Raw genomic sequence first — 12,112 nt, forward strand, 5'->3', positions numbered from 1 at the left:
TCTACCGAAACCTAAACCTATTCATATTCACTCATTTATTTATTATACATCGCTGATGTTATTAAATTTTCATTCCTTAGAACAATTAGTTCGATTTCTGAAATATGAAGCCGATCTCCCTACCTTTTTCCAGACTTCTGCCAATTACTACCATGAAAATCAAACACTACCTTCACAAACTGAAAGTCAGAAAATCAAGGTAGCTTTAGCTGTCAGCGATCAAAAAGAAGGTCAGCAGCCAAAGAGTAATGATCCACTCTATCAACAAGCCTATCAAATCGCTCAGTCTATTTAGTTGGAGCTGATAAGTAGATGGAAGGCATTAATATTTGGTCTGGCTCTGATATTGGGATTGGTGCAGCTTTGACCAATCCCACAGAGCTGGCTTTCCGAAAGAACAAAATCAAAAATCGCTATCCGGTAACATTCAGAGGCGTGAATTTTCGTGATGCTGAATCTGCATATCAAAAATACAAAAGTCGTGATATGCAGGAATCGATCGAGATTATGACGGAAATCATTGTGTGCAAATTACAACAGCATCCGCGACTATTTGAAGAAATTACCAAACGAGGCGGTGTTGAATGGCTTAAGCGATGCCGTCACATTGTTGGAGTAAGAAATAGTCGTTGGGAAGGCTACGGATTGGAAAGCAATTTTATCCTGTGCTTGGTATTTGCCTATCAATTGTGTAGTGAATAGCGTGATGGCCGGGTCGCTCCCGGTCTTAAATTATGTCTAAGCCTAAGTCTGAAATCAAGTTTGCGATTCTTAAGGCGAGTTATTGGGTTGGCCATGCTACTGAATATGGCATCGTTTATTGGTTGCTTGAAACTCTAGGAAAATGGACTGAAGACTTTGAAAACGCTCATTTCTTCGATACTCGATCGGCTGCTGAATTACGCTTAGCTGAGGAGAACCGGGCTTCTGAAAATCCTCATTGTTCCATTATTGAGGTTGAACTGTACCGCGATTAATAGCTAGCAATGAAAAGTACATTTTACTGGTCAAATTGGAAATTTACGATAGAAAGCTCTTGCTACTACGATGATTCACCAGGCAATGTATTTTACCTAGAAGCAATCGTTATGCCAGAGCTTGAATTAGTAGCTAAGTCTGAACTCAAAGGTTGGAATCGATCGCTAGCCGAACAAGCAGCTAAGTCAATGGTTGTCTGTGAGAACAAAATTGATGAAAATTATTACTTGAAAACTCTTTTTAGCTAATAATGCTTCGCGTTGAGGTTTTGAGTGAGTTTAATCAGTTAAGGAGTAAGAGTCATGACAATCACAGTCGAACAAATCAAGTCAATAATTGCGGGTGCTGAAGAAACACTGCGACTTTTACTGAACCAGCCAGAGTATCATGAAATAGCAAGCAGTGAGAAATTTGTTACGCAAAATGAATTAGGTTTGGCGGATGCTATTCAGGCACTGAGTGAAGTTTATCGGGCAATTATTGAATCTGAATGCGATTTAGTCAATCCTCCAGAACCAGCTACAGATTCTCGCGATCCGTTTGATTTACTAGGATACTAATACGCGCTGTCGCCGGGTCGCTGCCGGCATCTTCATGAAAACTAAAACTGTTGAATGGAATCCCCCGACTGCTGAAGAATTGCCATGTAATTGGTCAGTTCAGGCGCTCGGTGAGGATGGCGGAGCTTATAAAAGTCGTGACGGTTTGATTGTAATAATTTCTTGTTCGATTGAAAAAGACGGTTATTCGTGGGTTCATGTCTCCCTGTCTCGTAAAAAATCAGTTCCAACTTGGATAGATTTGGTCAAAGTCAAAGAGATTTTCTTGGGTGCAGAGGCTTTAGCACTTCAGATTCTGCCTGCTCGATCGGAATGGGTAAATGTTCACGAATTCTGCCTGCATCTTTATCAATGTCTCGACCAACGACCAATTCCCGACTTTCGTAAACTAGGAACTATCTAAAATGAAACGCGATCCAACTGACATGAGAACCTACCCAGTTCGAGAACAACCATGCAAAACTTGTCCGTTTAGTGGAGAAAAACCATTACCTTTATCTCCAGCAGAGTTGACAGTCTACTACCAAAACTTGATGGGAAACGGGCAACACATTTGTCATAGTACGAGAAACACGCAAATCTGTCGCGGTGGCAGAGACATACAACTAAAATGGCTTTGTTCTATCGGTTTCTTAGCTGAGCCGACTGATGAAGCTTTCAACGAAGCAGTAAACTGGGCTTTGAATAATAACGAGTCAGCAACGTCAACGAGCCAGGACTAAATCTTAGCAATCAATTCAAGCTTCGTGAACTGCGAAATTACTTTGGGCACATTAATCAAAAATGCCCGTTTGTATCAATCTCTGAGTCAAATAGAACTGGCTCGTAGATTGACCCATCGCACAGGAAAAAATGGAAATTTATGTGAATTCAGCCGAATAGAAAATGATTGCGCTGACATTCCGTATGAAGAGTGGCGGTGGTTAATCCCCGCCCTGGCAGCAGTTTTTGAATCTGATAAAGCCTGGTTTCAGGAAATTTATGATTCTACACTACTCAAAACTTTGGACACATCTCAAGCAATTTTCCCAATTTATCTAGAAAACCCATGAGTTACAAAATTGTTTACTTACACCGAATTATCGCTGAACAATCTATCGGTCGCAAACTCAGACCCGGTGAGGTTGTCCATCATCTAGACGGGGACAAAACCAATAACTCACCCGAAAACTTGGTGGTTTGTTCGAGTGCATCAGTTCATCGCCTGTATCATCTCCAGTCTGGGAGGCAGAGAATGGAAGCCGATCAACTGATTAGGCAAGGCGATTTGTAGTTCTGAGGAAAGCCCACGCATCCCTCACAGTACGGATGCGTGGGTCTGCCGGAATCCGGTTATCGGAAAAAGAGGGAAAAACACATTAATACGAAAATGTTGGCAGTCCAAGTTTTGTTAATAGGTACTGCTGCTGGTGTTGCTGCCAGTATATATGACCATTTCAAAAATGATTAAGCTGACAAACAATCTGATGAGTATTAAGAAGAAGCTCATCCGAGTGGCATTCAAGTCGAGTAGTTTGGGTAAATCAAAAACGTGAACGCAAATGAGCACTAAAAGTATCTTCTACGGGGAAAATTAGAAAATCATAGTAGAAAATTCTAGATAGTTTGACACTTCACCGGTAAATGTGTTTCATCTACAAGCTTGGGTTTTACCAGAACTTGAGTTAGTCGCTGAATCAGATTTCCCTGGAAATAGTCGCTCAGAAGCCGAAAAGCAGGCAAAGTTAATGATTGCTTGCGACAACCCCATTGATGAAAAATGGCATCTGAAAACGCTATTGAGTAGGTAATGCTTCGCTGTTGAGTATTGATTTATTGTTGAGGATTTCTAATGGACATTGAACAAATTAAATCAATCATCTCTGGTAGTGAAGAAACTGTACGACTCTACAAAATCAGCCAGAATATCAAGCCATTGAGAATAGTGAAAAGTTTGCTACTGTAAACGATTTAGTTTGGGCAGATGCGATTCAAGCCCTGTCTGAAATTTATCAGGCAATTGTTGAGTCAGAATATTATTTTCCTGACTCAAACCGCTTATAAAAACCTAGGTAAACCTGGGTAAGCTCTGCGGTATAAGCTTTAAACGTTCTTTCTTAGCGCTTACGCTTCCTCGGCATCGAGGTTGACCAAGAAACTCCAGTTAGAAACGCTATAATAATCACAACGACGTGATATTACAGCGGAACGTTTGATTTTTCTATTCAGTTGGTTCCACTCGCTCCATACGTGCTTTTCCGGGTTCATCTCGGAATAGGCGGTTAAGGAGCGAGGTATTTTTTCACTTAATTTCATAGCCCTGCGAGCAATTACCAGTGCGGCCGATTCATCGCTGGCTAAGCCATACATTCTCAGGTATTTCACCAAGCCGATAATACTTGAATAAGCCGGGTTAACTGCAATCAACTCAATTCCACGATTCGACAAAATAGAACTAAGTTGTTTGTAGAACTCACTGTATGCCCAGCCCGACAACATTCGGGCATACTTTCTACCTTTCTCCCCTAGAGATTGCTTTTTTGCCGAGAAATCAAGTTCTTCGCAGACTACGGGACATTTCAATTCCGCAGCTTTCATTGCTAGTTGCAGGCAAGCATCAACAATCTGAGCCTGTTGCTTGCCGTTAGGTAAGCCCATCTGCAATGGAATCTGCCCTTTGGCTTTGAGATTTCCTTCAGTATCGACATACACCCACCCAATAGAACCAGGATTCATATCGATACCAATGCAACCGTACATCCTATTTCTAGAAACTTGATTCACAGGCTTGGGAGTAAATTGCACGGCAATAACCCACTTTCCGTTTTTACGGTAGAAATGCCAGGTCTTAGCCCCGCATTCTGGTAGTCTATTTATGTTGCGATTGAAATCACCCACCTCGGAAGATACAGCTTTCCCGAATCGTGACTCTAAGCATTTGGGAACTCTAAAGGTTATTTTATTCCCATTCCACTGGGAGACTTGATTGCCAAAAGACTCGTCTTTAGAGCCGACGACAAAAATATCACTGTGAGGGACGAAGACTTTGATTGCCTTGACTCTTAAGTGTTCGAGCCTATTCGTTAACAGGGTCAGTCTACGCTTTTTATGGTGTATTTGAAAGCGTAAACTCTGCCAATTGGTAGATTTGTATTGGAGCGAGCAAGCTATGGGAAAATTACAACCTGTCTTTGAATTCTGCCATTTTTTCTTGGCATAAAATTTACGAGCTAATACCAACTTACGTTCCGCTTTCTTGATCCATGCACTAATGGATTTAATCTTTCCTTCAAGAGTCTTTATGTGTAAAATTCTGTGTTCTTTAGCGCCGTCTACACGACCCTTGGCAGCACTGATTACGCCATTTGCATGGCGCTTATTAATGCCGTAGGTTTGCAGTAAGTGTGTGTTCCAGTCGGACTTCTTGAATTCTGTATTTAAAAGTAAGTGGTTGACTGTTTCAATACTTGCAGCCCTAAAAATTGGGGCGTAAGCTTCCAAGAACATCTCGAAATCTGTAAATCCAAGTTCGTTGAGTTCATCTGCTGGCGTGGGCAAGCCTTTACAATAAGTTAAGGTAGCCATTGATCCGACCTCTCAACGTTGTTGCATCCTAGTATATTAATCGCTTCGCGCAGGATGTGCAAGTTTTTCAATGAGTTTATTTTATTTCCGAAACGTCGCTGGCGAGGTCTTTTTCAAAGGTTACACCTTCTCTTTCGATCGAAATCACCAACGCTAATTAGTCTGTTCGTCAATTTACCGAGAATTTAGTAACTAAAACCTAGGTAAATCTAGGTAAAATGTCAACTGCTGTGAACCCCGAACAAGCCCCCGAACAAGCCCAAGAAATTCTTAGCAACCTTTTTGATTGATTGGGAACGTAATTAGCGCATTAGCGGGGTCGGTTTCCCCGAACCCGGAAGCTCCCTTTCATAAAGCGAAGCTGAGCGGGCAAGTCGCGGTACCGCTCACCTTCGCCGAAGGCGAGCGGGGAGCCTCTCAATTGGTTAGTAAGGATGCTACATTGTAAAGACATTGCTAAAATCTTCTCTCTTCTTGCTTGACATGAAGAGGTTTCCCAAAAAAGACTACTCCTTCAAACGTTGGGGATGTCAGACAAGCGCTACCATTACACCTAGAAAAGGGAGAAAAATCAAATGGCTTACAGTGATTTTACTTTAGAAAAAGTGCAGAAGAATTTTGACTTGACTATTTCAGAAAATTTGGATCTTTTTGCCAATGTTCCTGATTTAGAACCTAGTATTTCACTCACTGAGTTTTTAGCAGATTATGCACAACTTGCATTAAAAATTAACACAGAAAAAGCACGATCGGAAATGATTATTGCGCCGATTTTGCTGGATTTCAGAAAACAGGTTTCATCAAAAATCAGCTTATTTTCGGGAGTGGATTTTAATGTGGATTCTGAACGGGGATTAAACGGAACCTGCGACTATATAATCAGTAATTCTACAGAACAGTTATTTGTTAAATCTCCGGTCATTATTTTGGTAGAGGCTAAAAAGGAAAATATTGTAGGAGGGTTAGGTCAGTGCACTTCAGAAATGTTAGCTGCTCAAGTTTTTAACGAACGGGAGGGGAATCAAATACCAGTAATTTTAGGAGCAGTTACTTCAGGAAATATTTGGAGGTTTTTACAATTAGAAGAAAAGCAACTCAGAGTTGACGCAACAGAGTATTATCTGAAAGATGTCAATAAAATCTTAGGAATTTTGGCAAACGGAGTACACTCTTTGTCGTCACCTATAATATAATTGTGAAATCTATGCAGTTTCACTCTCCTTGAACCGTGCCGCCAATACCAACAGTCACAGTCAAGTCAGGATACAAGCCACAATCTATTGATACCAGCCTTGAGGCGGATGTGCTGATGTTTCAGCTATTGCGACAGTTAACGCCCCAACAAAAAGTACAACGGACTTGCGCTTTCAATCAAGCGGTGCGGAGGTTGGCAATATCTGGAATAAAGAACCAGTATCCCAATGCTACTGAGGCAAAAGTTCGGCAAGAATTTATTAAAAGGTGCTTGGGTGCTGAGTGGATAGAAGTTTTATCAGACAGTAAAGATTGGGGTGAACTCGTGATTGCAGATCCGATTGAATTAGCACAAAAAATAGCCAGCATCTTGCTACCGCTGAGTATTCCCTATGTGGTGGGAGGTTCGGTGGCGAGTTCGCTGTTGGGAGAAAACAGATCTACGCAAGATTTGGACTTAGTGATTGACCTGGAATCGCGAACAGCACAGAGGTTAATTGATGCCATGTCAAACGAGTTTTACATCAGCGAGTCGGCTGTGACTGAAGCAATTGCCAAGTCAAGAACAGCACCCCGCGAATCATCGTTCAATGTCATCTATTTGCCTTCTATGGAGAAAGCAGACATTTTTGTAATGAGCAGCGATGACCCTTTTTCAGCTTCGGTGATGAGTCGTCGCCAACTTTACCCTGTTAGCGGTTTAACAGAGGAGGGAATCTACATTTATTCGCCCGAAGATATCGTCCTGCAAAAACTCAGTTGGTACAAACTAATTCCTGGCGGTTCCCAGAAGCAGTGGACGGATGTGTTGGGAGTTTTGAAGGTGCAAGGGGAACGACTCGATCTCGCTTACTTAAACCAGTGGGCTGTTACACTCAAACTAACAGATTTGCTCTCTGGAGCGTTGCTTCAATCAGGATATTAACAGTCGGCCATTACTTGTGACTCCAGGAAATGACAAATTCAAAACCCAAAATTTGCATTGAGCATCTCATCAAAATTTATGGAGAAAAACCTCAAGTTGCTCTCAAACTGTTTCGAGACGGCAAGTCTAAAGATGATATCTTGCAAGCAACTCTTCACGTGCTGGGCATTGCCGATGTATCTCTCACGGTTAATCCAGGAGAATTGTTCGTAGTGATGGGGTTATCCGGTTCGGGAAAATCTACCTTAGTTCGCTGCATCAACCGCCTGATTAATCCCACCAGCGGACATATTTACATTGATGGTGAAGATGTTGCCCATGTCAACGAGAAACGGATGCGGGAGATTCGTCTGACGAAAGTGTCGATGGTTTTTCAGCGATTTGGGTTGTTTCCCCACAAAACTGTTGCTGAGAATGTAGAGTATGGTCTTTTGGTGCGCGGAGTGGACAAAGCTTCTCGCCGCCAAAAAGCTCTGGAAACCTTAGAATTGGTGGGCTTAGCGCAATGGGCAGATTATTTGCCCGACTCGCTGAGTGGTGGGATGCAGCAACGGGTGGGTTTAGCCCGTGCTTTGGCGACAGATGCGGAGATTTTACTCATGGATGAGCCATTCAGCGCCCTCGATCCACTGATTCGCCGGGAAATGCAGGATGAATTGCTGCGCCTCCAAAAAGAACTGCACAAAACTATTATATTTATCAGCCACGATATTCATGAGGCGCTGAAAATTGGCGATCGCATTGCCGTAATGCAAGATGGCTGTATCGTTCAAGTCAGTACCCCCTCTGAACTCATTGCCCAACCCGCTTCCGACTACATCCGCGCCTTTACGAGGGATGTCAACCGCGCCCAAGTCCTCAAAGCCGGGTCAATTGCTCGTCAAACCATTACCTTGATTCTCGGTGAAAACTCCCCTAGAGTGGCACTGGACAAAATGTTACACCATAACCTTAAAGAAATGTACGTTGTCGATCGCGGTGGTAAACTGGTTGGGATGGTTAAGCAAAAATTTCTTTCTGAAGCAATCCAACAAGGAAATGAAGACCTTACTTCTGTGATGCTGCAAAACTTTCCTAAAGCGAATGCTTCAACCAGTCTCGAAAATATTTTTCACCTCTACCAACAAGGACGGACGGTTGCTGTGGTTGATGATGAAGAAAAATTCCAAGGTGTGGTTGAAGCGGATGATGTTCTTGCTAGTATTAGGAGCATTTGATAAGAGGCAGGAGGCAGGAGGCAGGAGGCAGGGGGTAGAAGGCAGGAGGCAGGAGGAACCCACGTTTAAAAAAGTGGGATTCAAGCAAGGACGACGCCACTTCACTCAAGTAGGGAAACCAGCCCACGTGAGTTGCTCCTTTGTATCTCGTGGCACTTTCCGCTCGTACCAGTATCTTTTTTTAAACTAGGCAATGACTCAGAACTAAAGTTTTACAATACTTCTTTCCTTCTGCCTCCTGCCCTCTGCCTTCTGCCTTGTCTTGTAAGTTAAGTTAATTCCTCGATATTTTTGCCATCTGTATCAGGATGTTCTCTATTGTGTTAAATTCCTTAACTCTACGCACCGATCTAATTGCCAATAGCCAATCTGGGCTGGATGTTATCCTAAACCCCTTTGAGCTTTATACTATACCTCTGGATAATTGGATTAATGCTGGGGTTAATTTTCTAGTTGACAACTTTCGTCCGTTCTTTCAAGCGATTCGCATCCCGATTAAATTCGCGCTTGACTCTATAGAGGCGATGTTCCAATCGATTCCTCCCCTAATTTTCCTGATGATTATCGGGTTGATGGCATGGCAACTCGCAGGGAGAAAAATTGCGATTTATAGCATCTGGGCCTTGACGTTAATTGGTTTTCTTGGGGCATGGAAGGAGGCAATGGTGACACTTTCCTTGGTGGTGACTGCGGTAGCATTTTGCGTGGCGATCGGTATTCCTCTCGGTATAGCCTGTGCTAGGAGCGATCGCCTAGTGGGATTTGTCCGACCTCTCCTTGATGTCATGCAAACCATCCCCATCTTCGTCTATCTGGTTCCTGTTGTCATGCTATTTGGCATTGGTAAAGTTCCTGGGGCGATCGCAACCATCATCTTTGCACTTCCGCCTCTGATTCGCCTCACCAACCTTGGTATCCGGCAAGTCTCTGAAGAGGTGGTGGAAGCGGCGATCGCTTTTGGGTCAACTCCTTGGCAAGTCCTGTGGGAAGCGCAAATTCCCCTAGCTATGCCAACCATTCTGACGGGGTTAAACCAAACTATCCTGTTTGCATTGGGAATGTCGGTGGTAACATCAATGATTGCCGTGCCTGGACTAGGATTGATGGTGTTGCAGGGCGTTGGTCGTCTGGATGTGGGACTGGCTGCTGTGGGAGGGTTGTGCATTGTCTTGCTGGCGATTATGCTCGATCGGATTACTCAGGCTGTGGGGAAAGTCAGCAGCAAAGCTTCTTGGCTGGAACGAGGGGCGATCGGTTTTCTCGTTTCTAGATTAAGATTTAAAAGGCGCGATCGATCTCAACAAACATGATGAGAAACATTTATCTCTCTAGTGCAAGAAGACAGAATGATAATGAAACAAGACAGAATAAAACACACCTTCGCTATTGCTATAGCAGTAGCCTTGCTTCTAAGTTTAATTGCCTGCCACTCAACTCCTGAAATAGTTACAAAATCTCCAAGTAGCAGTCGAACAACAGAATTAGAGTTACCGGGTAAGGGGGTGAAAGTAAGCCCTGCTTCTGGTGACTCAGTAATGTCACAATTTATTTCAGAAATCACTCGTTTTGGGTTAGAAAAGCTCGGTTATGAAGTCGAAGAACTAAAAGTATTGAATACAACTGTCCTGTTTCTTGGTCTTGGTAATGGCGAAATAGATGTTGCTCCCACTTTAGAAAAGTTCCACGCCAACTTTTTTGAAAAAGTTGGTGGAGAAAAGAACCTGGAGCGTATTGGGCTATATACTTCTAGTGATATTCTTCAAAGTTATTTGATTGATAGAAAGACTGCCGAGCAATATAAGATTACGAACCTCGTGCAGCTTAAAGACCCAAAGCTTGCCAGACAGTTTGACTCAGATGGAGATGGTAAGGCAAATCTAGCGGGTTGCGATCCAGGCTTTGCCTGCGAACAGATTATCGATCATCACTTGAAGATTTACGGATTAGAGGATACCGTTAATCACGATAAAGGACAATGGGAAGTTCTCCTAGCCGATATCGTTGCTCGTTATAAGCAAGGAAAACCCGTACTTTATTTCAGTCGAAATTCTGATTGGGTGAATTCAGTCTTACATCCAGATAAAGATGTGATTCGGTTAGAAATTCCCTTTACCTCTTTACCAGGAGAAATGGGAAAAGGGATGACACAAAAGGATACTACGACAGGCGGAAAAAATTTAGGGTTTGCTGTAGATAAAGCGCGTTTTGTTGCCTCCCGGCAATTTTTGTCGGCTAACCCAACCGCCAAACGTTGGTTTGAACGGATTCAGGTTCCTTTTGAGGATATTATCACCCAAGAAAAACTCGCTTATGAGGGTCAAAATCGCTCAAAAGATATCCGTCGTCATGCCGAAGAGTGGGTGAAAACCCATCAAGCGCTGGTTGATGGTTGGCTGGAAGAAGCAAGAATTGCTGGAAAAGCTTCTAAATAATTTTAACTACACAAAACCGATGGGTTGAGGTCGCAGTGACATATCCCTGACTCTCCTGACTATCGTGTGGATTATGCCAATGCTAAGGTGTCGCCCTAGGGGTTAACTCTCCAATTTTGACTTCGCCAACAGTATCAGGTCGTAGTTGGGACGGAGGGAATCGATTTAGCAGCAGTCGAATAGATTCTGGAGAAAGGGAGTTGAGAGCGATCGCCCCAACAGAGGTTAAACGCCTGCTGACGCGAGTATCTGTAATTCGTCATCGTGCCTCTGGGAACCAACCTGAGCTTCTAGTTGGAAAATTAATTGACCAATTTAGTATATTGACAAAAGCAATTAATTGTGTAATTTGTGGCTCACAGCAATATAACTATACACAAACATACCAACTTTATCTATTTCTCGTTGAGCTAAAGAACGGAATAATTCATATAGGGCTTACGCATGGGGGTTCAGAAACCGGGTTTTTTCACGAAATTACCTCGTTACAGCCCGCTGATTCAGCAAAAAACCCGGTTTCTTTGGTCGGAGTGCGTGAGTCCTGTCCTATTTACAACCTTTAAAAGGAGATCAATTATGACTCAAACAGGAGAGCGACCATCAGGTCCAGACACAGCAGCGCTGTCCACAGAAACTCCTCAAGCTCAAGTTGCTGCAAAGACTGCTTCAGGCTATTCGATAAAGGCATCCACTACGGATCGGGGCTTTGCCGTTCAATACACAACACCATCCGGTCGAGATCCTAATAAGGAGTGGGATTGGATTGGTGTTTATGAGCGTTCTGATGTACCCCCATGGGCTGAGTTAGGTAACTACAAGACATGGAATTGGGTATGCCCTAACCAGTCCTGCGGCTCTCAAGGCACTACGTTATACCATTTTTTTAAAGTTATGACAGACTTTAGAAAACAGGGAAAGTGGATAAATTACAATGTCTTGTCCTCCTCGATCTCTATCGGATCTTTAGAAAAATGGTATTAGTTGATAAAGTTTACTGGGAGCATGGAAAAACGTATACTCTTGTTTACTTTGGGTGGAAATGGAATGTAGTTGCTACTGATACCATTACTCCTTAATAAAGGGTTATGTTGCAAAAACGAGCGATGCTTTGGTAAAAGTTAGGACTTACGCAAAGCCTCTATCTGTAGGGTGTATTAGACCATAACCGCTATAGATGGTGTAGCTGCGTAAGTCCTGTCTCATTTAGGACTGCTATATATGTGAAACTTGAAAGAAAGAATT

General features: G+C 42.9%; 16 protein-coding genes. 15 read left to right on the forward strand and 1 reads right to left on the reverse strand.

The window, feature by feature from the left end; all coding sequences use genetic code 11:
• From QUA58_RS18910 to QUA58_RS31590, 9 genes are all read left to right on the forward strand, one after another.
• The coding region (locus QUA58_RS18910) for a hypothetical protein (protein WP_333395242.1) at window positions 1–295 on the forward strand (295 nt) is incomplete at its 5' end.
• A 17-nt stretch (window positions 296–312) separates the two neighbouring features.
• Window positions 313–702, forward strand: coding sequence for a hypothetical protein (locus tag QUA58_RS18915; protein ID WP_333395244.1), 390 nt, complete (start codon window positions 313–315; stop codon window positions 700–702).
• 32 nt (window positions 703–734) lie between these two features.
• Window positions 735–977 (forward strand): hypothetical protein, encoded by a 243-nt coding sequence (locus QUA58_RS18920; protein WP_333395245.1) that lies wholly within the window; start codon window positions 735–737, stop codon window positions 975–977.
• Between the two features lie 9 nt (window positions 978–986).
• On the forward strand, window positions 987–1,226 hold the full coding sequence (locus tag QUA58_RS18925) for a hypothetical protein (protein WP_333395247.1): 240 nt from the start codon (window positions 987–989) through the stop codon (window positions 1,224–1,226).
• A 54-nt stretch (window positions 1,227–1,280) separates the two neighbouring features.
• Window positions 1,281–1,538 (forward strand): hypothetical protein, encoded by a 258-nt coding sequence (locus QUA58_RS18930; protein WP_333395249.1) that lies wholly within the window; start codon window positions 1,281–1,283, stop codon window positions 1,536–1,538.
• A gap of 34 nt (window positions 1,539–1,572) precedes the next feature.
• A complete protein-coding gene (locus QUA58_RS18935) occupies window positions 1,573–1,941 on the forward strand; it encodes a DUF7694 domain-containing protein (RefSeq protein WP_333395251.1) in 369 nt (122 codons plus the stop codon).
• 1 nt (window position 1,942) lies between these two features.
• Window positions 1,943–2,260, forward strand: a complete 318-nt coding sequence (locus QUA58_RS18940; RefSeq protein WP_333395253.1) for a hypothetical protein — start codon at window positions 1,943–1,945, stop codon at window positions 2,258–2,260.
• 24 nt (window positions 2,261–2,284) lie between these two features.
• Window positions 2,285–2,590: a hypothetical protein gene (locus tag QUA58_RS18945; RefSeq protein ID WP_333395254.1), complete on the forward strand. Its 306-nt coding sequence runs from the start codon at window positions 2,285–2,287 to the stop codon at window positions 2,588–2,590.
• A complete protein-coding gene (locus QUA58_RS31590) occupies window positions 2,587–2,811 on the forward strand; it encodes an HNH endonuclease signature motif containing protein (RefSeq protein WP_445301888.1) in 225 nt (74 codons plus the stop codon). Before QUA58_RS18945 ends, QUA58_RS31590 begins: the two co-directional genes overlap by 4 nt.
• Window positions 2,812–3,641: 830 nt before the next feature.
• Here QUA58_RS31590 and QUA58_RS18950 read toward each other — a convergent pair.
• On the reverse strand, window positions 3,642–5,102 hold the full coding sequence (locus QUA58_RS18950) for a hypothetical protein (protein WP_333395256.1): 1,461 nt from the start codon (window positions 5,100–5,102) through the stop codon (window positions 3,642–3,644).
• 575 nt (window positions 5,103–5,677) lie between these two features.
• Here QUA58_RS18950 and QUA58_RS18955 point away from each other — a divergent pair.
• The 6 genes from QUA58_RS18955 to QUA58_RS18980 all read left to right on the forward strand — a co-directional run bounded on the left by QUA58_RS18955 (window position 5,678) and on the right by QUA58_RS18980 (window position 11,851).
• On the forward strand, window positions 5,678–6,295 hold the full coding sequence (locus QUA58_RS18955) for a hypothetical protein (RefSeq protein WP_333395258.1): 618 nt from the start codon (window positions 5,678–5,680) through the stop codon (window positions 6,293–6,295).
• 35 nt (window positions 6,296–6,330) lie between these two features.
• Complete coding sequence (locus tag QUA58_RS18960; protein ID WP_333395260.1) at window positions 6,331–7,221, forward strand: hypothetical protein; 891 nt, start codon at window positions 6,331–6,333, stop codon at window positions 7,219–7,221.
• Window positions 7,222–7,250: 29 nt separating this feature from the next.
• Window positions 7,251–8,438, forward strand: coding sequence for a glycine betaine/L-proline ABC transporter ATP-binding protein (locus tag QUA58_RS18965; protein ID WP_333395261.1), 1,188 nt, complete (start codon window positions 7,251–7,253; stop codon window positions 8,436–8,438).
• A gap of 320 nt (window positions 8,439–8,758) precedes the next feature.
• Window positions 8,759–9,748 (forward strand): ABC transporter permease subunit, encoded by a 990-nt coding sequence (locus QUA58_RS18970; RefSeq protein WP_333395263.1) that lies wholly within the window; start codon window positions 8,759–8,761, stop codon window positions 9,746–9,748.
• A 42-nt stretch (window positions 9,749–9,790) separates the two neighbouring features.
• The gene (proX, locus tag QUA58_RS18975; protein ID WP_333395264.1) at window positions 9,791–10,870 is read left to right on the forward strand and encodes a glycine betaine/L-proline ABC transporter substrate-binding protein ProX; all 1,080 of its coding nucleotides are present in this window, start codon (window positions 9,791–9,793) and stop codon (window positions 10,868–10,870) included.
• A gap of 576 nt (window positions 10,871–11,446) precedes the next feature.
• Complete coding sequence (locus QUA58_RS18980; RefSeq protein ID WP_333395266.1) at window positions 11,447–11,851, forward strand: hypothetical protein; 405 nt, start codon at window positions 11,447–11,449, stop codon at window positions 11,849–11,851.
• Window positions 11,852–12,112 lie beyond the last annotated feature (261 nt).

The sequence above is a fragment of the Microcoleus sp. N9_A1 genome, from assembly GCF_036701795.1.
Classification (GTDB): domain Bacteria; phylum Cyanobacteriota; class Cyanobacteriia; order Cyanobacteriales; family Microcoleaceae; genus Microcoleus.

What these genes read in the sequence shown, in the direction of transcription:
- QUA58_RS18915 (WP_333395244.1), top strand. Translation starts at nt 313, where the DNA reads ATGGAAGGCATTAATATTTGGTCTGGCTCTGATATTGGGATTGGTGCA.
- QUA58_RS18920 (WP_333395245.1), top strand. Translation starts at nt 735, where the DNA reads ATGTCTAAGCCTAAGTCTGAAATCAAGTTTGCGATTCTTAAGGCGAGT.
- QUA58_RS18925 (WP_333395247.1), top strand. Translation starts at nt 987, where the DNA reads ATGAAAAGTACATTTTACTGGTCAAATTGGAAATTTACGATAGAAAGC.
- QUA58_RS18930 (WP_333395249.1), top strand. Translation starts at nt 1,281, where the DNA reads ATGACAATCACAGTCGAACAAATCAAGTCAATAATTGCGGGTGCTGAA.
- QUA58_RS18935 (WP_333395251.1), top strand. Translation starts at nt 1,573, where the DNA reads ATGAAAACTAAAACTGTTGAATGGAATCCCCCGACTGCTGAAGAATTG.
- QUA58_RS18940 (WP_333395253.1), top strand. Translation starts at nt 1,943, where the DNA reads ATGAAACGCGATCCAACTGACATGAGAACCTACCCAGTTCGAGAACAA.
- QUA58_RS31590 (WP_445301888.1), top strand. Translation starts at nt 2,587, where the DNA reads ATGAGTTACAAAATTGTTTACTTACACCGAATTATCGCTGAACAATCT.
- QUA58_RS18950 (WP_333395256.1), bottom strand. Translation starts at nt 5,102, where the DNA reads ATGGCTACCTTAACTTATTGTAAAGGCTTGCCCACGCCAGCAGATGAA.
- QUA58_RS18955 (WP_333395258.1), top strand. Translation starts at nt 5,678, where the DNA reads ATGGCTTACAGTGATTTTACTTTAGAAAAAGTGCAGAAGAATTTTGAC.
- QUA58_RS18965 (WP_333395261.1), top strand. Translation starts at nt 7,251, where the DNA reads ATGACAAATTCAAAACCCAAAATTTGCATTGAGCATCTCATCAAAATT.
- proX (WP_333395264.1), top strand. Translation starts at nt 9,791, where the DNA reads ATGAAACAAGACAGAATAAAACACACCTTCGCTATTGCTATAGCAGTA.
- QUA58_RS18980 (WP_333395266.1), top strand. Translation starts at nt 11,447, where the DNA reads ATGACTCAAACAGGAGAGCGACCATCAGGTCCAGACACAGCAGCGCTG.